Annotated in this window: 21 protein-coding genes; 10 read left to right on the plus strand and 11 right to left on the minus strand. The window is 69.4% G+C overall.

Features of this window, described 5'->3' with window-relative positions:
* Window positions 1–153 precede the first annotated feature (153 nt).
* Window positions 154–1,554: a vanadium-dependent haloperoxidase gene (locus ACSYGO_RS00980; RefSeq protein WP_460385441.1), complete on the minus strand. Its 1,401-nt coding sequence runs from the start codon at window positions 1,552–1,554 to the stop codon at window positions 154–156.
* A gap of 521 nt (window positions 1,555–2,075) precedes the next feature.
* On the opposite strand from ACSYGO_RS00980, the gene ACSYGO_RS00985 reads away from it, so the two are divergent.
* Window positions 2,076–2,975 carry a phosphotransferase family protein gene (locus tag ACSYGO_RS00985; protein WP_460385442.1) on the plus strand — a complete coding sequence of 300 codons (900 nt, stop codon included), beginning with the start codon at window positions 2,076–2,078 and terminating at the stop codon, window positions 2,973–2,975.
* Window positions 2,976–3,382: 407 nt separating this feature from the next.
* Here the strand turns inward: ACSYGO_RS00985 and rox are convergent, their stop codons facing one another.
* Window positions 3,383–4,927 carry a rifampin monooxygenase gene (gene rox / locus ACSYGO_RS00990; protein ID WP_460385443.1) on the minus strand — a complete coding sequence of 515 codons (1,545 nt, stop codon included), beginning with the start codon at window positions 4,925–4,927 and terminating at the stop codon, window positions 3,383–3,385.
* Window positions 4,928–5,549: 622 nt separating this feature from the next.
* Between rox and ACSYGO_RS00995 the strand changes: the two genes are divergently transcribed.
* Together ACSYGO_RS00995 and ACSYGO_RS01000 are read left to right on the plus strand one after the other, a co-directional pair.
* Window positions 5,550–6,656 carry a hypothetical protein gene (locus tag ACSYGO_RS00995; RefSeq protein WP_460385444.1) on the plus strand — a complete coding sequence of 369 codons (1,107 nt, stop codon included), beginning with the start codon at window positions 5,550–5,552 and terminating at the stop codon, window positions 6,654–6,656.
* A gap of 306 nt (window positions 6,657–6,962) precedes the next feature.
* The gene (locus tag ACSYGO_RS01000) at window positions 6,963–7,778 is read left to right on the plus strand and encodes a class I SAM-dependent methyltransferase (RefSeq protein WP_460389657.1); all 816 of its coding nucleotides are present in this window, start codon (window positions 6,963–6,965) and stop codon (window positions 7,776–7,778) included.
* 164 nt (window positions 7,779–7,942) lie between these two features.
* Here the strand turns inward: ACSYGO_RS01000 and ACSYGO_RS01005 are convergent, their stop codons facing one another.
* A complete protein-coding gene (locus tag ACSYGO_RS01005) occupies window positions 7,943–8,191 on the minus strand; it encodes a hypothetical protein (protein ID WP_460389826.1) in 249 nt (82 codons plus the stop codon).
* Window positions 8,192–8,259: 68 nt separating this feature from the next.
* Here ACSYGO_RS01005 and ACSYGO_RS01010 point away from each other — a divergent pair, with 68 nt between their 5' ends.
* The gene (locus tag ACSYGO_RS01010) at window positions 8,260–9,207 is read left to right on the plus strand and encodes an alpha/beta hydrolase (RefSeq protein WP_460385445.1); all 948 of its coding nucleotides are present in this window, start codon (window positions 8,260–8,262) and stop codon (window positions 9,205–9,207) included.
* 108 nt (window positions 9,208–9,315) lie between these two features.
* Window positions 9,316–10,164: an alpha/beta fold hydrolase gene (locus ACSYGO_RS01015; RefSeq protein ID WP_460385446.1), complete on the plus strand. Its 849-nt coding sequence runs from the start codon at window positions 9,316–9,318 to the stop codon at window positions 10,162–10,164.
* A gap of 214 nt (window positions 10,165–10,378) precedes the next feature.
* On the opposite strand, the gene ACSYGO_RS01020 is transcribed toward ACSYGO_RS01015, so the two are convergent.
* A complete protein-coding gene (locus ACSYGO_RS01020; RefSeq protein ID WP_426679576.1) occupies window positions 10,379–10,936 on the minus strand; it encodes a hypothetical protein in 558 nt (185 codons plus the stop codon).
* 212 nt (window positions 10,937–11,148) lie between these two features.
* Here ACSYGO_RS01020 and ACSYGO_RS01025 point away from each other — a divergent pair, with 212 nt between their 5' ends.
* Both ACSYGO_RS01025 and ACSYGO_RS01030 read left to right on the plus strand, forming a co-directional pair.
* Complete coding sequence (locus ACSYGO_RS01025) at window positions 11,149–12,414, plus strand: glycosyltransferase family 4 protein (protein ID WP_432173767.1); 1,266 nt, start codon at window positions 11,149–11,151, stop codon at window positions 12,412–12,414.
* Window positions 12,411–13,238 (plus strand): transferase, encoded by an 828-nt coding sequence (locus ACSYGO_RS01030; RefSeq protein WP_432173747.1) that lies wholly within the window; start codon window positions 12,411–12,413, stop codon window positions 13,236–13,238. Before ACSYGO_RS01025 ends, ACSYGO_RS01030 begins: the two co-directional genes overlap by 4 nt.
* 41 nt (window positions 13,239–13,279) lie before the next feature.
* Here the strand turns inward: ACSYGO_RS01030 and ACSYGO_RS01035 are convergent, their stop codons facing one another.
* On the minus strand, window positions 13,280–13,879 hold the full coding sequence (locus tag ACSYGO_RS01035) for a hypothetical protein (protein WP_460385447.1): 600 nt from the start codon (window positions 13,877–13,879) through the stop codon (window positions 13,280–13,282).
* A gap of 159 nt (window positions 13,880–14,038) precedes the next feature.
* Between ACSYGO_RS01035 and ACSYGO_RS01040 the strand changes: the two genes are divergently transcribed.
* Complete coding sequence (locus ACSYGO_RS01040; protein WP_460385448.1) at window positions 14,039–14,575, plus strand: hypothetical protein; 537 nt, start codon at window positions 14,039–14,041, stop codon at window positions 14,573–14,575.
* A gap of 200 nt (window positions 14,576–14,775) precedes the next feature.
* Here ACSYGO_RS01040 and ACSYGO_RS01045 read toward each other — a convergent pair whose 3' ends face one another.
* The 4 genes from ACSYGO_RS01045 to dctA form a co-directional block, all read right to left on the minus strand.
* Complete coding sequence (locus ACSYGO_RS01045; protein ID WP_432173750.1) at window positions 14,776–15,861, minus strand: tartrate dehydrogenase; 1,086 nt, start codon at window positions 15,859–15,861, stop codon at window positions 14,776–14,778.
* A gap of 113 nt (window positions 15,862–15,974) precedes the next feature.
* Window positions 15,975–16,898 carry a LysR family transcriptional regulator gene (locus ACSYGO_RS01050; RefSeq protein WP_460385449.1) on the minus strand — a complete coding sequence of 308 codons (924 nt, stop codon included), beginning with the start codon at window positions 16,896–16,898 and terminating at the stop codon, window positions 15,975–15,977.
* 24 nt (window positions 16,899–16,922) lie between these two features.
* Window positions 16,923–18,095, minus strand: coding sequence for a glycerate kinase (locus tag ACSYGO_RS01055; RefSeq protein ID WP_460385450.1), 1,173 nt, complete (start codon window positions 18,093–18,095; stop codon window positions 16,923–16,925).
* Window positions 18,095–19,531 (minus strand): C4-dicarboxylate transporter DctA, encoded by a 1,437-nt coding sequence (gene dctA, locus ACSYGO_RS01060; protein ID WP_460385451.1) that lies wholly within the window; start codon window positions 19,529–19,531, stop codon window positions 18,095–18,097. Before dctA ends, ACSYGO_RS01055 begins: the two co-directional genes overlap by 1 nt.
* A gap of 392 nt (window positions 19,532–19,923) precedes the next feature.
* Between dctA and ACSYGO_RS01065 the strand changes: the two genes are divergently transcribed.
* Window positions 19,924–20,949 (plus strand): hypothetical protein, encoded by a 1,026-nt coding sequence (locus tag ACSYGO_RS01065; protein WP_460385452.1) that lies wholly within the window; start codon window positions 19,924–19,926, stop codon window positions 20,947–20,949.
* Between the two features lie 109 nt (window positions 20,950–21,058).
* Here the strand turns inward: ACSYGO_RS01065 and cynS are convergent, their stop codons facing one another.
* Both cynS and ACSYGO_RS01075 read right to left on the minus strand, forming a co-directional pair.
* A complete protein-coding gene (gene cynS, locus ACSYGO_RS01070) occupies window positions 21,059–21,529 on the minus strand; it encodes a cyanase (RefSeq protein ID WP_426679567.1) in 471 nt (156 codons plus the stop codon).
* A gap of 95 nt (window positions 21,530–21,624) precedes the next feature.
* A complete protein-coding gene (locus ACSYGO_RS01075; RefSeq protein ID WP_460385453.1) occupies window positions 21,625–22,212 on the minus strand; it encodes a carbonic anhydrase in 588 nt (195 codons plus the stop codon).
* A gap of 135 nt (window positions 22,213–22,347) precedes the next feature.
* Between ACSYGO_RS01075 and cynR the strand changes: the two genes are divergently transcribed.
* Entirely contained in the window at window positions 22,348–23,268 is a 921-nt protein-coding gene (cynR, locus tag ACSYGO_RS01080) for a transcriptional regulator CynR (protein ID WP_460385454.1), read from the plus strand.
* Window positions 23,269–23,344: the final 76 nt, after the last annotated feature.

The following is a 23,344-nucleotide window of genomic DNA, read 5'->3' on the forward strand; positions in this document are numbered from 1 at the left end:
CGCTCCCCGCAGCATCGCCGGCAAGGGCGAAGCCGTGTCGACTGCGGGGCGTGAGTCGCGCGTCTCTGCCACCCCATGAGGGTGTCTGAACGGAGGAGGTCACGGCGCCACTGGTGGCGCCGTGACCTTCAAGCCCGGTCCTCTACGGCCGGGTCAATTCGACTTGGTTTCGTCGCCGCACGTCGGCTCGGCGAGCCTGTCCTGCCGAACCGTTCGAGTCGGCGAGGACGACTGGGTGTCGTCCTCGCCGACCGGCTGGAAGTAGCGGTCCAGCGCCCAGGCGGCCACCTGGGTGCCGGCCCGGCAGCCGACCACGTCCGCGGTGCGGGAGTGGACGCCGCCCCACACGCGGGCGTCGACGACATCCCGGTTGAGGTCGTCGGCGGACCCGTAGAACCGCGTGGTGCCGGTGACCTCGGAGGGGACGTAGAGGTCGATGTCCGAGGTGCCGAGGACACCGGTGAGGGCGCGAGCCACGGCAGCGGCGACGGTCGTGTGGCCGGCGACGTAGTCGGGGTGTGGTGGGGTGAGGAGCAGCGGCTCCCAGGCCGGGTCCGGCGTGGTCGCGGGGTTGCCGTCGGTGTCGGCGAGGCGGATGGCGGTGATCGGTCGCCACGTGCCGTAGTGGAGCTTGGCGTCCCATGCGGTGACGACGGCGTCGGTGGCCGACGCGTTCACCGCGGCGAACAGCCGGGCCGTCTCGGCGATGCCGAGCCGGTGGCGGGCGGCGTGGTCCCGTACGGCTGTCTGGACCTGTTCGATCAGGTTGCCGCTGTAGAAGAGGGCGGTCTGGGTCTGCTGGGCGCTCCTGCCCGAGCCGGTCTTCGCGCCCATGGTCTTCAGCTCCTGAAGATCCTCGGCGTAGGCGGCCGAGGAGAGGGCGGGTGGTGCGCCGGGGCGGAACTGTTGCGGGGAGGCGAGCAGGAGCGGGCGGAGCCTGGCGAGCCAAGTGTCGATGAAGGGCTGGAACGCGGGCGGGGTGGGCCGCCAGACCCCTGGTGCCGGGGAGGCGGTGAACGGAACGTCCGCGAACCGGCCGTCCCCTTCACGGAGTTTGATGATGCGGGCGGCGGCGCGCTTTCCGTAGTCCACGCCCTGGTCTCTGGTGTGGCCGGCCGGGAGTGCGGCGAGCGAGTCCGCGTAGGCGGTGTCGAGCCGCTCCTTGAACGCAGGGAAGTAGGTGAGCAGGATGTCGTGGGCCGCAGTGGCGGCGGCCGCCTGGGAGGATGCCTTGGCCGGACCGCGCTGGTGCCAGTTGTACAGGGCGTAGCCGCCTTCGATCCCCACCACGGCGTTGTACACGGCGACGGAGACGAACCCCTCCCAGATCGCCACCTGCCCGGAGGGGCGGGGGCCGAGGCTTGTCTTGATCGTGTCGGTGGCGATGGCGTTCCACTCGCGGACCACGGCGGCCGGGTCCGCCGGGGTCCGGGTGTCCGCGTCGGCGGGACTTGTCGCGGCGGTGAGCGTCACGAGGGCGGTGGCCGCGACGGCGCAGACGAGGGCCCGGACACGTGAACGCGGAGGAACGGGAGGAGAGGGCTCTTGATGCACAGCGTGCTCCCTAGAGTCGAGTGCCCAAGGCTTAGCAACGGTCCACTGGGCGAGCAAGACAACTCGCCGCGAACCGGGCAGGCCTGGGGCGCCCTCGACCGGTCTCACCACCCGCCAGGAGGAGACACTGCCGGACGGACTCTGTGCTGATCGGCCTGCCCACGGTTTTCTCGGCTCCGTAGGACGGGGCACAGGTGATCATCCGTGTCTTGGGTGTGGAAACGATCCTGCTCACCGTGCTCCAGCTCGCCGCGGTCGCGGTCGCGGTCGCGGTCGCGGCATGGTTGGCCCGGCCCGTATTGTGCGGCAGCCCTCGTGTCTCTCCTCCTGGCCGCCGCCCCCATCAGGGAACGCCGACACTGGCGGTGGCTCCTGTCCACGGATCCGCACACCGACTGAGCAGGGCAGGCATGGTGCCGACCGGTGAAGGGCTGGACGTGGGTCATCGAGCGGGCCGGCCGGCGACAGCGCCACCCGATGACCATCGCCGGCCGCATGTGATCGATTGATAGGGTCGGCGAATGACCAGTCGCAGCGGCGACCGCGTCGCAGACGTCCGCAGCGTCGTGATTGCGCACATGCCCGGCTACCGGGTCGACTCCGTTGTTCAACTCGGCGAGGGCCTGGACAACTTGGCCTACGAGGTCAACGGCGAGCTGATCGTGCGCTTCAGCAAGGAGCCCGACCCGGCGCGGCGGACCGCCCTGCTGGACCACGAGGCCCGCGTTCTCGCCGCCGTCGCCGACATCGTGCCCCTGCCCGTCCCCGAACCGACATTCACGGTCGCGAAAGAGGGGTGTCTGGCCTACTTCAAGCTCCCCGGCACACCACTGCTGGACATGCCCCAGGACCAGCGACTGGCCCACGGCACGCCGATCGCCACCAGCCTCGGCGAGTTGCTCTCTGTGCTGCATGCTGTTCCGATCGATCGGATGGCCGATCTGGCGCAAGCCGACGATCAGCCGCTGATCGAATGGCGACGTGAGGCCACGGAGACCTATGTGACGGTGGCCGGGCAGGTAGCCCCGGCACACCGCGAAGGCGTCGAGGCGTTCTTGAACGCCCCACCACCCCAAGGCGGTTGGGTCCCGGTGTTCTCCCACAACGATCTGGGGATCGAGCACGTTCTCGTCGACCCGGTCACATGGGCGGTGACCGGCATCATCGACTGGAGCGACGCCGCCGTCGTCGACCCGGCCTGCGACTTCGGGCTGCTCTACCGCGACCTGGGCCCCGTCGCTGCCCGCGCCGCCATCGGAAGCTGTCGAACCGACGCCAACGACGTCGCGGCGCTCATCGAGCGCGCCGTCTTCTACGCCAGGTGCAGCGTCTTCGAGGACCTGGCATACGGCATCGGGACGGAGCAGGAAAAGTACGTCGCCAAGAGCCTGGCCGCGATGGAATGGCTGTTTCCGCCCTGACGTGAGCTGACATCCGGGCCATGTAGAAGAGCTGTCGTCACGCCCCGGGAGACTGCCCTCCATGGAACACCGAAGCGTTCTGGCGGGTGCTCGATGCCGCGAAGGGCAGCCACGAGCCGCTCGCTGTCGCCGTCGCCGGTATGCGGGGGCCGAACTTGTTCGGCCCGTGCGCCGCCTGCCGACGGAAGACCCACACGGTTCTTGGACGAGCGCACAGACATCTGCGCCGATCCCACTCCGCGGTGCTCTTCCGTCGGCTGACGGTCGTCACTCGAAACCTGACCCTCCTCGCAGGCCGACCCTGGCACCAGAGCACCACGGCTGATGCCGCGTCGAGCCTTCCGACGGTCAGTCGCCGCGGGCCCTTCCGATCCTCCCTACGGGCCCTTTCGGCTTCTCAGGCGACATCAGCCGGCGGGCTTGCCGAACCAGCGGGAGAGGTGGTCGTCCAGGTCCTGTTGATCGTCACCGATCCAGGCGACGTGGCCGTCGGGGCGTAGCAGGACGCACGGAGCGTCAAGTGCCGCAGTGGGGTCCGCGAGGTGATCGACCCGGTCCGACCAGCCGCCGACGGTGAGGTGTTCGGTGCGGTCGAGCAGCAGGCCGCGGCCGCGGTGCAGCAGACCGTAGAGGCGCCCCTGTCTCACGTCGATGTCGGGCAGGCGGCGGCCGAGCAGGTCGGGGCCTTCGCCGAAGTCGTAGCGGATCCCGATCGCGGTGATCTTCTCGAAGAGACAGCGGTTCACCTCGTCGAAGTCCATCAGTTCGGTGAGCAGCCGACGCACGGCCTGCGGGCCGGGTTCGGTGGAGTGCAGTTCCATCTGGGCTCGGGTGTTGTCCAGCACGTCCTCGGCGACCGGATGGCGTTCGGCCTGGTAGGTGTCCAGCAGTGATTCCGGTGCCCAGCCCCGGACTTGTGCGGCCAGTTTCCAGCCGAGGTTGAATGCGTCCTGAACGCCGAGGTTGAGGCCCTGTCCGCCGGTGGGTGGATGGATGTGTGCCGCGTCGCCGGCCAGCAGCACCCGCCCGATCCGATAGCGTTCGGCCAGCCGGGTGGCATCTCCGAAGCGGGACAACCAGCGCGGGGAGTGGACTCCGAAGTCGGTTCCGGCGATGGCGCGCAGTTGTTGTCTGAAGTCCTCGAGGGTGGGTGGTTCCGCGCGGTCGCTGACTCCCGCGGCGGGGACTACGACGCTGTATGTCCCTTCGCCGAAAGGCCTGAGCCAGAACCGCTTGTTGGTCTCGCCGATCTCGGTCACCTTGGCGGCGATCTCCTCGTGCGGCACCCCCACTTCCATCTCGCCCATCAGCGTCTCGGTCCGCGAGGGCTCGCCGGGGAAGCCGACGCCGAGCCGTTTGCGCACCGTACTGCGCCCGCCGTCACAGCCGACGAGATAGCGCGCACGCAGCTGTTCGCCGTCGGTCAGCTCGACGGTCACGCCCTCGTCGTCCTGTTCGAAATCGGCCACCGCGCAACCGCGTCGGACCTGTGCACCCAGTTGCGTCGCATGGTCTTCGAGCAGGCGAACGATGACCGGCTGCGGGATGCCCAGCAGATAGGCGTGTGCGGAATCCAGGCCCCGGGGCGCGGGTTTGTTGATGGCGGCGAAGAATGCGCCGGCCGGACGCTGCCTTCCGTGTTCGCGCATGCGGTCCAGCAGTCCGCGCATGGCCATCAGCTCGAGACTGCGCATGTGCAGTCCGACGATGCGGACGAACGACGCGGGCTCGGTTTCCTTCTCGAGGACGAGTACCCGCACATCGTGCAGCCGTAGTTCGGCGGCCAGCATCGCGCCGGTCGGCCCGCACCCGGCGATGATCACGTCGAACGTGAGGGGCTCGCGATCGGTGCCGGAGACCGACGACCGGAGTCCGGGGACGTCGCCCTCGGTGGAGTCGCGCTCGACCGTGTCGTTCGGCGACGGCTCGGTGGTGAACTGCGGAGAGTCCATAGGTGTTGCCTTTCGGGAGTGCCTTGTTGTGGAGGCGCTCCCGGCGACACCTACGTCAATCGCCGGCCGTGACGGGAAGGGGGAGCACCCACGTCGTTACTGCGTTCATGGGTCTCACCTCCTCGGGTGGTGTCGCGGTCCACTGCAAGCTACAAGGCCGAGCATCACCCCGTCCAATACTTTCCCAGCCCCTTGACCACGGCTCCGAACGGGCCCGTGCGGTTGCAGGGCGAATCCGGCGTGGCGGCTCACTTCCACGCCTCTCCCCCGCCCGAGAGCGTCGCTGCCCCGGAGGCCGAAGCCGCCCGCAGCGCGCCACTCTCCAGCCGTCGAGCTGAACCCAAATGCTGTTGCCGACGAGCGAAACGAAGACAGCCTGACTATCGACCAGGCAGGGCAGCGCGACTCCCAACCCCGCCGACGGGAACGGGCCTTCCGGGCTTCCTTCTTGACGTGCTCAGCGATGGACTGCGCGCCCAGACCTGCCTTCTTCACCTGGTTCTCGAGGAGGCGAACCGACAAAGAAGGGTGCCGGCTCAGACACCCTCCCGAGGCGGATGAAAACATGTTGGCAGGCCGCTGTCGGGCTGCGACGATGCCTCTGTTTCCAGACGGAGGGCATTTGTTCGTTTTCGTGTGCGCGGGGTGCGGCGCCGAGCTGACCGCCCCGTTGTCCAGGGTCGCCCTGCCGGTCCATGCCCATCAGCAGTTCGGGAACGGGCTTCAGCTCCCCGTGCTGATGGAGTCGGGCACGTTCGCCGTGGAGCCGGAGCCGTGGGGACCCCCGTGGCGCGGGTGGAACGAGATCCATCCGGACGAAGCGGCGGCCCGTGGCATCTACGCGCCGGTCGAGGTCCTGTCCGACGGCGCACCCGGCTCGATCGTCATCGCGCCCGGCGACAGCCGTGGCACCGTGCTGATCCCCGAGAAGCGGGGCGGTGCCTGCTGCGGCCTCGCCGGGGCGGACGGCCCCAACATGGCGTGCGAGGCGTGCGGCCTTCCCGTGGCGACCCGGATCGACGACTGCTCGTCCTGGCAGGCGATGTGGCTCGCCCCGGACGCCGTGTGCCGCCTGCCCGCCTCGGGCTGCGACGCCGCACCGCTCACCTGGGCGGAGCTGATCACACAGGGGAAGGGCACGCCCCCGTTCGAGCCGATCACCAGTTGGGGATCGCCGCCGGGGTCGGACCTCTCGTGGTCCTGGAGCCCGCAGTGGGTGGCGGCAGCAGGCAGCGCACTCGCACACCTGGTGGTGGCCTCCGAGGGCCGGCCGGTGACCGTCCCGAACGGCCTGGCGCAGGAGGTGTTCCAACCCACCCTCGACGCCCTTCTGCCGGCCGGCCCGCCGACGCGGCGCGCTGTCCTGGCCGGACCGGGACAGCCCGCCCCCGACAGGGACGCCGACATCCTCCTCGTGCCGTCCCATCCGCAGACCGGGCAGGCCTGGACCCCGGCCCACCCGGCCATCTCGGCATACCCGGTGCCGCTCCCGTTCGGGGTGTGGTTCCGGCTGGTCTTCCCCGAGCAGCACCTGCCCGTTCCCACATCAGGTCCCATGGCCGACGGCGCCCTGAGGGACGACCCGCCCATTCCGCGTCCCCGCCACGCGTTCCACGTCGACACGCAAGCCTTCCGGCACACCCTGGCCCGGCTGCCGGCGGCCCGCAGCCCGTGGCTCCGCGAAACCCTCCCGCGCTTCACGCACCCCATGTACACCCGCCTCGTCTAGCGGATCGGCAGAAGACACCGCACCGCGTCCGTCCTACCCCCGCGATCAAACAGCACCGGGCAGCGGCGTCTTCCGAAGTCGCCTGCACCTGCTGTCCGTTCTCGGGCTCTGGTCCATTTCGTGTGGTCGCGTCCACAGGGTGGCCGTGGGTCTTCGCCTCATGGTGGTTCTGGTGGTCATAAACGGTCAGTGCGCGCACAACTGGCCGGCCGCGCATAAACCTGGCTCCTCTCATCGGGCCCCTTTGAAACGATCATTTAGGCTGGCGCGGTGACTGATGAGCAGGAGCGGGTGCAGCCGTCGGGAGTGTGGGCCACGGCGGTGGGCGTGGCCAGGGTGCGGGCGCTGGAGACCGAGCGGGAGAACGCACTGTTCCACGACCCTCTGGCACAGGCCTTCGCCACCGCCGGCGGCCTCTGGCCCGCCTCGCCGCCGCGACCCGACGACGAGGCCGCGCGACGCCGCCGGATGGCCGTGTCGTTCTCCATCGTCATCAGGACGAAGTTCCTCGACGACCTGTTGCACCAGGCCTCCGCGTCCGGTGTCCGGCAGGTCGTGCTGCTCGGCGCCGGCATGGACAGCCGGGCCTTCCGGATGGACTGGCCCGAGGGCACCCGGCTGTTCGAGGTCGACACCGCCACGCCACTGGACTTCAAGGCTTCGGTGCTGCGCCAGGAACGGGCCGTCGCACGCTGCGAGCGGATCACCGTCGCGGTGGATCTGCGGGAGGACTGGCCAACCGCGCTGGCCGCCGCAGGGCACGACCCGGAGATGCCGACCGTGTGGATCGCCGAAGGACTGCTGATCTACCTGCCCGAGGACGCGGTGGAGCTGCTGCTCGCCCGGATCGGCGCGCGGTCGGCGGCAGGCAGCCGGATGGGGCTGACGTTGGGCTCGCGCGGCGTGATCGAGCGCTTCGGCGCGGACGCCGTGCCGGGATCGGCGGCGTCCATGTGGGTCTCGGAGATGCCCGACGACCCGGTGAACTGGCTGGCCGGGCACGGCTGGGAGGCCGACAGCCACACCCTGCGCGAACGTGCTGCCGCCTACGGCCGCCCGATCACCACCCCGCCGCAGCGCGAGGAGCGGCCCGGCGGACTGATCTCGGCCGTCCGCCGGTAGGGCCCCTCCCGGTTCCCTGGATGTTCCATTCCAAGGGAGCCTGATCATTCGCCGGACGGCGTGGGCCTGGTTCCCCGCGACACGCTGACGCGGGCGTACCGCGGGGGTCCGTGACTGCGTGAGGGCGCCGTGGAGGGCCCTGAGGTCGTCCGCGTGGAGCCTGATCACATGAACGAGGCGGGGCGCGTGAAAAAGTTCGGCGCGTTGCCCGGTGGACGGGCGGGCAGGACCGCGTCCCGGATCCCGTGGTCGCGGTACCCGTTGCTGCGCCGTACGGGCTCGGGCAGCAGCCCGAGGTGGTGGTGCCGCAGGGGCCCGGTCACGACGGCTGCCTGGTAGACACTGATCGCGCTCCACCACCACAATCCGAGATCGCTGCCGGAACCAGGGCGGTGCACTCCGACACGTGTCACACATTTCACACATCTCTTGTCATAGGTGTGAAAACAGGCAAGCGCCTGTCGACGCAAGGAGTGCAACGATGACCAAGCCCGTTCTGGAACCCGCGGCGCAGCAGCTGGCGGACGCGACGGCCAACCCTCCGTTCCTCTACGAACTCGGCCCGGAGGGTGCCCGGAAGGTCCTCGACGACCTGCAGGCGGCGCCGGTGGAGAAGCCCGACGTCGACGAGAAGTGGATCACAGTGCCCGCCGACGTGGGTGACGTGCAGATACGCATCGTCAAGCCCGTCGGCTCCCGGGGCCCGCTGCCCGTCGTCCTCTACGTGCACGGCGGCGGCTGGGTCCTCGGCAACGCCGGCACCCATGACCGCCTGGTCCGCGAGCTCGCCGTCGGCGCGAACGCCGCGGTCGTGTTCGTCGAGTACGACCGCTCCCCGGAGGCCAGGTACCCGGTCGCCATCGAGCAGGCGTACGCGACCGCCCAATGGATCATCGCGAGGGGTGCGGAGGAGGCCCTGGACGCTTCACGTCTGGCGGTGGCCGGCGACTCCGTCGGCGGCAACATGACCGCCGCCCTCGCCATCATGGCCAAGCAGCGCGGTGACGTGACCTTCGTCCACCAGTCGCTGTACTACCCCGTCACCGACGCGGCCCAGGACACCGAGAGCTACCGGGAGTTCGCGGACGGGCCCTTCCTCACCGCGAAGGCCATGGCCTGGTTCTGGGACTGCTACACCACCGATCCCGCTCAGCGGGCGGAGATCACCGCCTCGCCGCTGCGGGCGAACCTGGAGGACCTGCAGGGCCTGCCGCCGGCGCTCGTCATCGTCGACGAGAACGACGTGCTGCGGGACGAGGGCGAGGCATACGCCCGCAAGCTGACACAGGCCGACGTGCCCACCACGAGCATCCGCGTCAACGGCACCCTGCACGACTTCATGATGCTCAACCCTCTGCGGCCCACGCAGGCCACGACCGCCGCGATGGAGCAGGCCGTTCTCACGCTCCGCGCAGTCCTTCACCACTGAGGGACCTGCGCCGCTCAGCCGCAGCGCCTCAACGGCCGCAATGCCGCAATGCCGCAATGTCCATATGTCCGAACATGCCTGAAAGCCTTCGCCTCGAAAGGGCTCCTCATGCACCACCACCCTTCACGTCTTCGGCGTGTCCACACTCCTCTCACGCTCGTGGCCACCGCGACGGTCGCCATCGCCCTCGTCGCCGCGTCGGTCGGGTCGGCCGACGCCACCAAGAACACCACCACCGCGAACAGAGCCAAGCCGACCGTCGTCCTCGTCCACGGCGCGTTCGCCGACTCCTCCAGTTGGAGCGGCGTCATCAAGAAGCTGAAGGAGGACGGCTATCCGGTGGTGGCCGCAGCCAACCCGTTGCGGAGTGTGAGCACCGACGCCGCCTCCGTGAAGAGCCTGCTGGCGACCGTCGACGGGCCGGTGGTCCTCGTCGGACACTCCTACGGCGGAACGGTGATCAGCAACGCGGCCCACGGCTCCGGCAACGTCAAGGCACTGGTGTACGCCGATGCCTTCCTGCCCGACAAGGGCGAGAGCGCCAACGAACTGGTGAGCACGTCCAAAGGCAGCGTCATCGGCGAGGTTCTGCGTCCGGTCCCGATCACCACGCCTGACGGCTCCAAGGACTTCGACTTCTACATCGACCCGTCCAAGTTCCACCAGGCCTTCGGAGCGGACGTCCCCGCGCACACCGCTGCCCTGATGGCGGCCACGCAGCGCCCCGGGACCGGCACCGCCCTGAACGAACCTTCTGGTGAGCCCGCCTGGAAGACCATCCCTTCCTGGGCCCTGGTGGGCTCGAACGACAAGATCATCCCGCGCGAGCTCCAGGTCTTCATGGCCAAGCGCGCCCATGCACACATCCAGGAGGTCCGGTCCTCCCACGCCGTGAGCGTCTCCCACCCGTTCGCCGTCACCCGCATCATCGAGGAAGCGGCGCGGACCGTCCGCTGACCGGGAGCAGAGCAGCCTCCGCCCGGATGGGGAGATGCCGGTGAGGGGCCCTCCGAACGAGGCCCCCTCACCGGCGCGACTTCCCATGTCCCCGTCGGGACAACAGGACTTGAACCTGCGGCCACGTGCCATACGTCCTGGCGGACGCACTCGGCTTCCGCGGTGCTCCCGGGTGTGCGAGACGCGACATGGACCCGACGCTGATCGCCGAGAGCTAGGACAGTGGCCGACCGCCAAGTCCCGTCCGGCCGACGGCGCGAGGCGAGAAGGTCATCGGACCGATCCAGCCCCGGCGGATCAGGGCGATCTGTGACGGCAGCGGTGACACAGGGTCAAGAGCCCTTCCACGGGACCAGTTCTCAAAGAGGCCCTCGGTCGTCTCGACCGCAGACACCACCATGGTCACCTTCAATTCCCCGTCGCTCCAGGTGTTCCACAGAGCCCACCCCTCAGGCCTGGGCTCGACGCCGATGCGCGCGCACGCCTCCTCGTACCCCTCGTCCACGCCGGCCGGCATGGAAGAAGGCTTCAACACCGAAGCTCCCACGAGCCGCACGAAAGGACGGTCCTCCTCCAGACACCCATCGCCGTCGAAGTGGTAGTGACGCAGAGCGCGAGCCAGCGCATTCACGCTGCGCTGGAGCGCCGTCGAGCCTTCCGGGTCTTCCAGGTACGACAGCCACCCCTCGCTCGATGCCTCCACCTTGACGCAGTTGGCGAGGCGCTCGATCTCCCGGAGGTAGTCCATGTCGCTGAGCTTCGGTGAGGTCATGGACCGAAGTCTCACACCAGCCGGGTCGGCACCAACACGGGTTGTCGATCCCGGTCACAGCACCATGCGCATCGCAGGCTTCGACAGACAGGCCGGGGCTGTTCCTCGTCGGCGTGACACCAACCTCCGCCCGACCGCGCGAGGTTGGCCGCCTCGGTCACGAACTCGTAACCCAGGACAACCTTGCGGGAAACGGCGTTGTCTTCAACGCCATGAAGATTTCTTTCCTCATTCACAATGCCTACGGAATCGGAGGCACGATCACCACCACCTTCAACCTTGCCCAGGCGCTGGCCGAGCGGCACACCGTGGAGATCATTTCGGTGCTGCGGCACCGGGAGCGCCCGAACCTCGCGCTGGACCCCCGCGTGTCCCTGCGTCCGCTGGTGGACCTGAGACAGGAGAAGGAGCACCCCCTGCATCGCGTGCCGGCGCGGGTGTTCCCTGCCGCCGAGTACCGCTTCGGGCAGTACAGCGAGTTGACCGACCGGCGTATCGGCGAGTGTCTGGCGACCATCGACGCTGATGTGGTCGTCGGTACACGCCCCGGTCTGAATGTGCATCTGGCGCGCCAGGCGCCGGATCACGTCGTCCGCATCGGGCAGGAGCACCTGACCCTCGACAACCATTCACCGCGGCTGCGCACCGCACTCCGTCGTGCCTACCGTCGGCTCGACGCGCTCACCACGGTCACACAGGCGGACGCGGCGGCCTACCGGCGCAAGATGCGGTTGCCCGGAGTGCGGGTGGAGGCATTGCCCAACAGCGTCCCCGACCCTGACCTGCCGGCCGCTGACGGCACCGCGAAGGTGGTGGTCGCAGCGGGCAGGCTGGTCCCGGTGAAACGCTACGACCTGCTCATCGAGGCGTTCGCCCTGGTGGTCGCCGAGCGCCCCGACTGGCAGCTGCGCATCTACGGCAAGGGGGAAGAGCACGCCCGGCTGAGGCGGATCATCTCGGACCTCGACCTGTGCGACAACGTTTACCTGATGGGGGCGACGGCGCGCATGGAAGCGGAATGGGTGAAGGGCTCGATCGGTGCCGCGGCATCCAATTTCGAACCGTTCGGCATGACCATCGTCGAGGCCATGCGATGCGGTCTGCCCGTGGTCAGCACGGACTGCGCGTACGGTCCCGGGGAGATCATCGAGAACGGGGTCGACGGCCGGCTCGTGCCGGTCGGCGACCGCGACAAGCTGGGTGCTGCCCTGCTCGAACTCGTCCGGGACGACGAGCGACGGCGCCGCATGGGCCGTTCGGCCATCGACAACGCGCGTCGCTTCGCCCCCGGGCCCGTGGTGGACCAGGCAGAGCGACTCTTCGCCGAGGCCCATGCTGCCCGACAGGCCGGACGGCCTGTGGCACCCGGCCGCAACGGCGTGCGCCGGAGCCTGGTCGGCCGGGGCTTCGCCGTCCGCGACGCCGTCCACGCGGCAGGCGGCAGAGCCGTGCGTGCCATACCGAGGGGACAGCGATGAACACGGTCGACAGCTCTGAATCGTGGGCGGACTGCACCATAGCCGCGGACGGCCGGATCACGTTCGTCGCACGGCTGCCCTCGGCAGCACGGCCCCAGCTGCTGCTGCGGCTGAGGCCCAAGAAGGGGCAGCCGGAGACGACTTGCCACCTCCTCGACCTGGAACCCGTCGACGACGGCCGTCGATCCGCTGTCCTGCACACCCGTCCGGTTCTCGCCGAAGGACGGTGGGACGTGTTTCTGCTCCAGGAGCCCGGCGGCGAACGCCGCAAGGTGCGCCCCGGCCCCAGAGACCTGAGGGCTCTCGTGGACGGACACGCCCGCGACTGGCCGTCGCCGGTCGCCGTCCGGGTTCCGTACGTCACCAAGGACGGGCACCTCGCCATCCGGGCCTGGCTGCGGACGGTCCACGCCGAGGCCGACCGCATCAGGACGACGACCCGGTCCATGACCGTCACGGCCCGCCTGCACGGAACGTCCTTCAGCGACCGCCCAGTTGTACGCCTGCGCCTCCGGGGCACCAGCACCGTCCGGGATCTCCACCCCCGGGTCGAGGACGACCGGCGAACCTTCTCGTTCACCGTCGACTGGGCAGAACTCGCCGACCAGGCACGTGCCGGAGGTGTCTGGGACCTCTTCGTCCGACCCGCGGCAGGGGCCTCACTCACACGGATCGGCCGCCTCCTCGACGACGTGGCGGACCGCAAGGAAATCTTCGTCTACCCGGCCGTCCCCGTGGGCACAGCGCTCGTCCGCCCCTACTACACGGTGGACAACGACTTGTCCCTGGAGGTGACACAACCCGACCCCGCACGTGGTGCGTGAGCCGATCGAGTTCCTCCCCGGGTGCTGAGTGGGGGCTCTGCTCAGTGTCCGCCCCGGTTCTCCACGCAGGGTCCGGACGGGTCGGGTTCGGCAAAAGCGCCGTACACCGCGGTCGTCACACCCTTCGGCGTGATCTCGGCGGAAACGCAGGCCTTGCCGGTGTGGAAGGAGAACCACACCCGCTCGTACTGGGGCCACCAGGAGCTGATCGCGAGCCCGTTGTCGTCGCCGCACCCCCACTCGGCCATGACGGCCCGCACGTCCTTCTCGGCGAACTGCTTGTTCTTGCGCATCGCCTCAAGAGCCGGACGGATCAGACGCACGCTGGCCTCCCCGGCCGCCCGGTTCTCAGGGGCGAGTTGCCCGGACATGCGGTACGCGTGGTTCTCGTCGTAGTGCGGATTCTCCGGAGATGCGCCGCTGCCCGGAGTCGTCGCCCCGGTCCTCGACGGTGAGGACGCAGGCGCGCTGCGGGTGACTCCCTCGGCACATTCGGGCCTACGTGTGAACGACGGCGAGGGCACGGCGGCAGCCGAGCCCAACCCGTCGTCGTGCGCGGAGGGTTCGGCCCGCACGCCACAGGCCGTCATGAGCACGGCCGAGGTGAACACGACGAGGGACAGCGTGCGGCGATTCGACATGCCCTGATCATCGCCCACCCGCAGGATGGCGTGCCTGAGTACCGCTACTCACCTGTGGCGGGCAGTTCGGGAACCGTTTCCCCCGGATCCTGCGTGACCTCTTGACGTGTTGTCGACTGGTGATGAGGGGACCCGATGAGAGCGCGGACGATGGTGAGCGTGGCAGTGTCGGCCTGTGTGCTGCTGATGGCGTGCGCGTGCGGTCCGGACAAGGCGAAGGAGGACACGGATGCGAGGCCGTCGCAGCCGTCCTCGGCCACGCAGGCCGAAGAGCCGTCGGCCACTGCGTCCGTGTCCCCTTCGATCGAGAAGCCCTCGGCCGACCCGACCGACGACCGGCTCGCGCCCCGGACGAAGGAGCGCGCGATCCAGCGGTACGAGATGTACCTCCACGCCCTGGGCCGTGAGGACATCGGCACAGTCTGCGAAGTGGCCGGGCCCGCCGCGAAGAAGGCACAGGAACAAGGGCTCGGCCCCTGCACGTCGACGTACACCGCCGTGTTCCAGATGATCTCGCCCGCGCAGAAGACGGCCCTGAAGACCGCGACGGTCGACCCACAGCGCGTCTCAGTGCGCACACCCGCCAAGATCGAGATGCCGGTCGAAGCGGTCAAGTCCTCCGCGACCTTCTCCGAGAACGACCTCGGCAGCTACACCCTGGAGTACCTCAAGAACGACTGGTACATCACCGACTGAACCCGACCCGCCGTCCGCGGAGCGGCCCGGCGCGCGCCCGGTGCAGGGGGTGAACTTCCGCCCCGGCGGACGGCCCAGCCTGGACACCTGCCTCATGTCGCGGCGTCTTCGCGTGTGCGGAGCGGGAAGCTCCGCAGCGCCCCCGGTCAGGGGTCGCTGCTGGGCTTCCTTGTGCTGTGGCGGTCTTGTCTCGGGTGTTGTCAGGCGTTCAGCGCGTCGATGAGGGCCTTGGTGACGTCCTCGCAGGAGGCGGTACCGCCGACGTCGCGGGTGAGGATGCCGGCCGCGGTGGTCGACTCGATCGCCTTGCGGAGGCGGGCAGCCTGGTCGGACAGGCCGAAGTGCTCCAGCATCAGGGCCGCGCTGCCGACCGCGCCGATCGGGTTGGCAAGGCCCTGACCGGCGATGTCCGGGGCGGAGCCGTGGACGGGCTCGAACATGCTGGGGAAGCGGCGCTCGGGATTGAGGTTGGCGCTGGCGGCCAGGCCCAGGCTGCCGGCGAGCGCGCTGCCGAGGTCGGAGAGGATGTCGGCGTTGAGGTTGGAGGCGACGACGACCGAGAGATCCTCCGGCTTGAGTACGAACTTCGCGGACATGGCGTCGACCAGGACGCTCTCGGTCGCCACGTCCGGGTAGTCGGCGGCGACCCGCTTGAAGACGTCGTCCCACAGCACCATGCCGTACTGCTGGGCGTTGCTCTTGGTGACGGAGGAGACCTTCTTGTGGGTCCTGGTGCGCGCCAGGTCGAAGGCGAAGCGCATGATCCGCTCGCAGCCGACCTCGGTGAACAGGGCCGACTGGACGGCGACTTCGCCGCCCGGTCCGCGACCGCCGAGATTGCGGCCGCCGAGGCCCGCGTACTCGCCCTCGCTGTTCTCGCGGACGACGACCCAGTCCAGTTCGGTGTCGTCGGCCTTGCGCAGAGGGCTGACGACGCCCGGCAGGAAGTGCACGGGGCGGACGTTGGCCCACTGGTCGAAGTTCTGGCAGATCTTCAGGCGCAGGCCCCAGAGGCTGATGTGGTCGGGGACGGTGGGCCAGCCGACGGCGCCGAAGTAGATGGCGTCGAAGTCCTTGAGCTGATCGAGGCCGTCCTCGTCCATCATCCTGCCGGTGCGCTCGTAGTAGGCGCAGCCCCAGTCGAACTCCTGCCACGCGAACGTGAAGGCCCCGCCGGAGTCCTCGGCGAGGGCGTCCAGGACGGTGCGCCCGGCGGCGACGACTTCCTTGCCCACGCCGTCGGCGGGGATGGCGGCGATGCGGAACGTGCGGGGTGCTGTGGTCACGGAGTGCCTCCGGCTCGCTGTGTGGGATCGCTCCCGAGTCAACACAGGAGGGCCGTACGGCGTCCAAGACGTGCTTTCGATGCGACGTATAGGCGTAGCCGATCGGTCCTTCGTCACACTTCGTCTAGTGCCGCGGATCGGGGGTTACGTGTCCGGCGCCGGGCGAGCGAGTCGGTGAGAGCGAGGAAGGCCCGGGCGGCCGGGGTGAGGTGCGCGGGGAGGCTGACCATCGCCACGTGCAGGTGGGCGGTGGGCTCGATGGGGGCCACGACGGCACCGCAGCGCCGGGCCAGCCGGGTCCACGCGGAGGGCAGGACGGCGATCCCGACGCCGGTGAGGACCAGCGGCAGGATCGAGGTGCGGTGATCCACGACCGTCACGATCTCGGTGCCGGTGCCGCCCGCCGTGATGTCGTCGACGATGCTGCGCATCAGGCTGCCGGTGCGCGAAGCGATCAGTTTCTGCCCGGCCAGCTCCTCGGGCCGGACGGTGACGTCGTCGTCGATCTCCCCGCCGGGCGCGGCCACCACCACGAACGGCTGGTCCTCGACGTGCAGGACGTCGAGGCCGGTCGGGTGCACGGGTGTCGCGCTGCCGAGCAGGCCCAGTTCGCAGGCGCCGCTGCGGACCAGGGAGACCACTTCGTCGGGGGTGAAGGCGGCGTGTGTGCTCACGGTCACCGCAGGATGCAGCTCGGCGAATCGGTGGATGAGGGTGGTGAGCGGTTCGATGCCCGGCGAGGGCATGGTCGCGACCTCAACCGTGCCACCCTGGAGCCCGGCGAGCGCGGCGGCGGTGTCGCGCACGGCCGCCAGGTCGCGCAGGACCCGGCGGCTGGGCTCCAGCAGTTCCTGGCCGGCCTCGCTCAGGACGACACCCCGGCCGACCCGGTGGAAGAGGGCCACACCCAGGTCGGCTTCCAGGTTGGCCATCGCCTGGGACAGCGAGGGCTGGGCGACGTGGAGGGCTGTGGCGGCCTTGCTGAAGCCACCGTGCTCGACGATGGCGAGGAAGTACTCCAGCTGTCGGGCGTCCACCGTGCCTCCGCCGATCCGTCTGTCCTAGGGCAGGGCCAACCTATCCGCCGGCATCGTGTCGTCCGGACAGCCGGTGATCCATCGGTCGGCGAGGTGCTGTCCGCATCGCGTCAGCAGCCGTGCGGACAGCGCGCTGTCGTTCGCGCAGTCCTCGTCGGTGAGGTCGGTGAGGGCCTGGACGGAGCGGAAGTGGAGGGCGGTGCGGTCACGGGGCAACGTGCAGCGGCCGGCCACTGCGTGCACCACCGTGCCGTGCCGGCGGGCTCGCCGGGCGAGCGCGACGGGCAGCTTGCCCGACAGGGACTGCTCGTCGAGGGTGCCCTCACCCGTGACGACGAGGTCGCTCGCGGCCAGCAGTTCGTCGGCGCCGAGGAGGCTCAGGAAGTAGTCGGCCCCCGAGCACACGCGCCCGCCCAGCATCAGCCCGGCGTACCCGAGCCCGCCGGCCGCTCCGGCACCGGCTGCCGCGGTGAGGGCTGCGGCGTCCGCGACGCCGGACGCCGCCAGCCGCCGTACGAATCCGGCGAGCACGGAGTCCAGTTGCCGCACGTCCTGGGCGCTCGCCCCCTTCTGAGGGCCGTACACGGCGGCTGTGCCCGTCGGCCCGAGCAGCGGGTTGTCCACGTCGGTGGCGAGGACCAGGCCGACGCCGTTCAGCGCGGCCCGGGCGTCGGTGAGGTCGACGGTGTGCAAGTCGGCCAGCCCCGCGCCCCCGGGTCCGATCGCGGTGCCGTCCTCGTGCGCCAGCACCGCGCCGAGCGACTGCAGCAGGCCCGCGCCGCCGTCGGTGGTGGAGACCCCGCCGAGAGCGAGGACGATCGTGTCCGCGTCGCCCGCCAGCGCGTACCGGATCGCCTGGCCGATTCCCCGGCTGGTGGCGGTGCGTGGTGCCTTGTGACCGCCGGGCAGGACGCCCAGTCCGCAGACCGCCGCGGCCTCGATGAGGACGGTACGGCCGTGCACCGCGACGCCGGCCGTCAGGGGTCGCCCGGTCGGGCCGCTCACCACGATCTCCTCGCGGTGGAACCGGCCCGCGCAGGCGGCCGCCACGCTGCCCTCGCCGCCGTCCGCCAGTGCGAGCCGGCTGACCCGGGCATGCGGAGCCGCCTCCACCAACCCGCGTTCCAGCGCGCGGGCCACCTCGTCGGCGCTGAGCGAGCCCTTGAACTTGTCCGGGGCGATCAGGACGGACACCATCAGGACGCCACCTCGGCACTCCGGGCGGCAGGCGAGGGGACGGCCGGCCGGACGTCCTCGGTCCCGCCCTCGATCTCGCCGTCGGTCCCGTGCCCTGTCTCGTCCCCGGCCGTCAGCGGCGGCTCTCCCGCCTTGCCGGCCAGCACCGCGCGGGCCCGCTCCAGGTCCAGGCCGTTCTCCCACTTGGCCACGAACAACGTGGCGACGGCGTTGCCGAAGAAGTTCACCAGCGCCCGGCACTCCGACATGAACTTGTCGATGCCGAAGATCAGCATGATGCCCGCGGCCGGGACGGACCCGACCGTCGACAGCGTCGCCGTGAGCGCGATGAAACCACCGCCCGCGACACCCGCCGCGCCCTTGGACGTCAACAACATGACTGCCAGGAGCCCGAGTTGCTGGCCGAGGGACAGGGAGGTGTCGGTGGCCTGGGCGATGTAGAGGGTGGCCAGCGAAAGATAGATCGCAGCCCCGTCCAGATTGAAGCTGTAGCCGGTCGGCACCACCAGACCGACCGTGGACCGCTCCGCGCCCATGAACTGCAGCTTGCGCATCAGCCCGGGCAACGCGGGCTCGGCCGTGGACGTGCCGAGGATCAGCCAGAACTCCTCCTTGAAGTAGCGGAAGAGCTGGAAGATGTTCAGCCGCACGTACACGGCGAGCACTCCTCCTAGCACCACCACCACGAACAGGGCCGAGGTGACGTAGAAGAGGACGATCAGCGAGCCGAGGCTGGTCAGCGTGGACAGGCCGAACTTGCCGATGGCGTACGACATCGCGCCGAAGGCACCCAGAGGCGCGGCCTTCATGACGAACGACAGGACCTTGAAGACGACCTCGGTCAGGCGCCCGACGGCCGCGGTGATCGGTTCGCAGGTCTTCCCGACCATCTTGATCGCGATGCCGAAGACCACGGCCAGGAAGATGACCTGGAGGATGTTCCCCTCGACGAACGGGCCGAAGAAGCTGTCCGGCACGATGCCTGTGAGGAACTCCCACCAGTGCTGGTGTTCTCCTTGGGAGATGTACTGGCCGGCGTCGCCCGACGTCTTGAGGGTCGACGGGTCCGCGTGCACACCGTCACCGAGGCGGAAGATGTTGACCGCCACCAGCCCGGTCAGCAAGGCGACGAGCGTGCCGACCTGGAAGTAGGCCAGCGCCTTGACGCCGGTGCGGCCGACCTTCTTCAGGTCCGCCACACCCGCGATGCCGCCGATGATCGTCAGGAAGACGATCGGGCCGATCAGCATCTTCATCGCGGTGATGAAGGTGGTGCCGACCGGTTCCATGTCGGTGGCGAGATCCGGCCACCGCCAGCCCAGCACGATGCCGATCACGATGGCCACCAGCACCTGGACGTACAGTTGCCGGTACCACGGCGTCGCCGCGACAGGCGCGGCCTGCCCGACTCGTCCGCTGCCTGGGGTATGCGTCATTGCAGCCTCCCTGATCACGCGCCACCGAGCCCGATCGGTACGCGCCAGCTTTCGCCACAGTGAACCGGGCCACAGCTCAGGGGGTCCACGACCAAAATTCGATGCCCCGTATAGGCATTGCCTATCTGTTCCGCTCTCAGGGGCCGAAGGTCCTCCACCGCTCCGCGACTCTGCGCGGCGATCGTCGACCGGCTCGCCTTCAACTTCCCCTCATCGGCACCGGACCCGAGTCCCACGGCCTGACTCGCACCAGGCGAACAGGAACGCAGGAGCGGCCGAACGCCGTCTGGCATGATCGCGGCAACGGGGCCCATACCGGTCCTGAGCGGCCGAGTGCTCAACCGGCAAACGGGGCCGCCCGGTTGTCAGTGCCGCCTTCCATACTGAACGCCATGGAGATCACCAAGCAGACACTTGCGGAGGGCTGGCAGCGAACGGCCGCGCGCCACCCCTTGCTCGACGACGTCGCACTGCCACCCGTGGCGCGCTCGGACGACGAGTTCGAGGAGAGAGTCGCCCGCGCCGAGGAGGCGGAGGACGGCAGACTGTGCGTGCTGCTGGACGAGGACGGCACGCTGCGCGGCCATCACGGTCCCTACCGGGAGGTCTTCGCCACCCGCGACCTCGACCAGGCGCTGTACCTGATCGCCGAGTCCGCGATACGCCGGCACGGTGGCAGCCTCGAGGAGGTGGCCGACGTGCTGGACGGCATCGATCCGGCGTGGGGCAGACGGTTCCGCAGTGGTGGGCTCGACGACACGCGGACCGTCGAGGCGTGCGGGCGCGATCCGCTGGAGGGGCTCGCCTGGATAGCCGGGTCCTGGCGTGAACAGGACCCGTACACGACGCTCGCCTTCTTCCGCGCGGCACCCGGACAAACCGTCGACGCCGAGCGACTGGCCCTCCTGTACGGGGCCGATCCCGTGCAGGTCGCGGCCGATACCCGCCTGAAGGACCTGCAAGCAGACAGCCGCGCCCACTGGGACCGCCAATGGAAGAGCTGCTGTTTCGGGCAGGCGGGCGGGTGGACGTTTCTCCTGTACCACGACACGCCGCCGGGCTCCTTCGCCGACAAGGAGGAGTACGCGGCGCTCGGGATCAAGGAGAGCGTGTGGCTGACCGCCACCTCCGCGAAGGCCATCTACACCTTCGACTACACGCGCGACGGCCGCCGCGTCGACGACGACTGGGGCGTGCTGGAGCTGATCTGGTACGAGCGCGGCCATGCCCCCTACCTGCGGGGTGGCGAGCTGGACTTCCTCAACCGTGCCGTGCGGCGGGCCGAGTTGGACCACCCCGAGGTGACCAACACGTTCGAACTGTACTTCCACGCCCTGGAACAGTCCCTCGGCCTGCGTCTGCCGCGCGCGGACTTCGCGGAGGGAGAGGTGCGAGCCGCGTACTGGGCCGAGAAATAGCCCGCGTGTGCAGGCTGAGTGTCACGAGGACACCGCCGGCGAGGAGCGGCCGGGCCGTCAGGGGGTGCGGGCGGGGCGGAGGTGTGCCCCGCCCGCTTGAGCGGCGCGGTCAGAAGGGCTTGGTCGGCAGGTACTTGCCGTCCAGGGTGATCACAGCGCGCTCGCCGCCCTCGGGGTCGGCGACCTTCTTGACGTCCAGCTTGAAGTTGATGGCGCTGATGATGCCGTCGCCGAACTGCTCGTGGACCAGGGCCTTCAGCGTGGTGCCGTACACCTGGATCATCTCGTAGAAGCGGTAGATGGTCGGGTCGGTGGGAATGCCTCCGGGAATGGAACCGCGCGTCGGAATCGTCTGCAGCAGTGCCGCCGCGTCCTGGCCCAGGTCCAGCAGCTCTGCGACTGCCTCGGCGGACTGCTTGGGCAGAGCGTGCTGGCCGAGCACGGCAGCGGTGACGAAGGCCACCGACAGGCCGGCGGCGTCGGCGATCTGCTGCCAGGTGACGTCCTTGCGGTTCTTGGCTTCGACTGCGGCGTTGGCCAGGGCCTGACGGGCGGCGGGGTCGAACTGAACGTATGTCATGGCGGACATTCCTTTCGGGTGAATCGCCCTGCGCGAGAACGGGCAGGGGTGGCTAGGGGATTGCGCTGTGCGCGCAACGCGGCAGGTGGGGCCTGTCAGGCTGCCTGCGCGGGGGCGTCGGGTGCGTCGAGCTGGTCGACGCGTCCGGTCGCGATGTCGAAGACCCAGCCGTGCAGTGCCACCTCGCCGTGGGTGAGTGCGCGGGCGATCGAGGGGTGGGTACAGAGGTTCGCCAGCTGCGCGATCACGTTGCTGTGGACCAGCGCTGCGACATCTGGGGTGGTGCAGCGGGCCCGGACGGCGTCGGCGTGCCGGAGCCAGGCGGCTATCGCCGGCGTGGTGCTCAGGTCCTGCCCTTCGGCCAGGGCGGTCATGGCACCGCATCCCGAGTGTCCGCACACCACGACGTCTGACACGCCGAGGAAGTCCACCGCGTACTCGATGCTCGCCGCGACCCCGTCGGCGCTGACGCCGTGCGCCGGCACGAGATTGCCCGCGGTACGGATGACGAACAGCTCCCCCGGCTCGCTGCCCGTGATCAGCTCGGGCACGACGCGCGCGTCCGAGCAGCCGATGAACAAGGTGTGAGGGGCGTGGACAGTTGTCAGGCGGGCAAACAGGTCCGCCTTTTCGGGGAAGACGTCTCGCTGGAATCGGCTGACGCCCCGGGTGAGGTCATGCATGGCCTGGGCCTTTCGACTGGTCCTATCGAATCCGTCGGCCCTTTGGCCGCCCGAAATCCACCATGCCCTGCCTGCCCCTATAGTGTCCAAGACCTATCGACCATAAAACCTATTGATGCCATCTATAGTGTGTTCATGACTCTGGAACTGCGCCATCTGCGCTACCTGCTGGCTGTGGCGGAGCACGGCAGTTTCACTCGCGCGGCCGACGATCTGCATATCTCCCAGCCCACGCTGTCCCAGCAGATCAAGCAGCTGGAGCGCAGCCTGGGGGTTCAGCTGCTGGACCGTTCGGGTCGCACGGTACGGCTGACCGACATCGGGGAGGTGTACCAGCGCTACGCCCGGCAGGCCATGCGCTCACTGACGGCCGCCCAGCGTGCCGTGCACGACGTTCAGGACCTTTCCCGCGGCGAACTGCGTCTGGCGGTCACGCCCACGTTCATCGGCTATTTCGTCGGACCGATGGCCGCCGAATTCCATACCCGCCACCCGGGCATTTCCTTGGCCCTCAAGGAGATGACCCAGGCCCGTATGGAAGCGGCGCTGCTCGACGACGACATCGACCTCGGTATCGCCTTCGACGCACCCCATCAGCAGGGAATCCACGCCACGCGCATCTTCACCGAGAGCCTGAGCCTCGTGGTGGGCCCGGACTATCCCCGGGACCGGAAACCCGAGGCGCCGGCTGTGCAAGATCTGGCCACGCTGCAGCTCGCCCTCCTCAGCCCCGACTTCGCCACCCGGAGCCACATCGACGCCTACTTCGGACGGCACCGCGTCAGCCCACGCATCGCGATCGAGGCGAACTCCATCCAGGCGCTCATCGAAATCGTCCAACGCACGACGCTGGCCACCGTGCTGCCCGACGCCGTCACCGACGACCACCCGCAGCTCGACACGATCACCCTGACCCCACCCCTGCCCAAGCGGACCGTGGTGCTTCTCCGGCGCCAGGGCGGCTACCTGAGCGCCGCAGCCCAAGCCTTCACAGACCTCACGCACCACCTCGTCGAGGCCCGCGGCTACGCCTCACCGCCGCCGGGGACCGGATGACATGGTGCGATGCGTTCCCGCTGCCGGCCAGCTCCCGGATTGTGACGGCCGTCAACAAGGGGCAGGGTGGTGTCGG

The sequence above is a fragment of the Streptomyces krungchingensis genome (genome assembly GCF_054729265.1).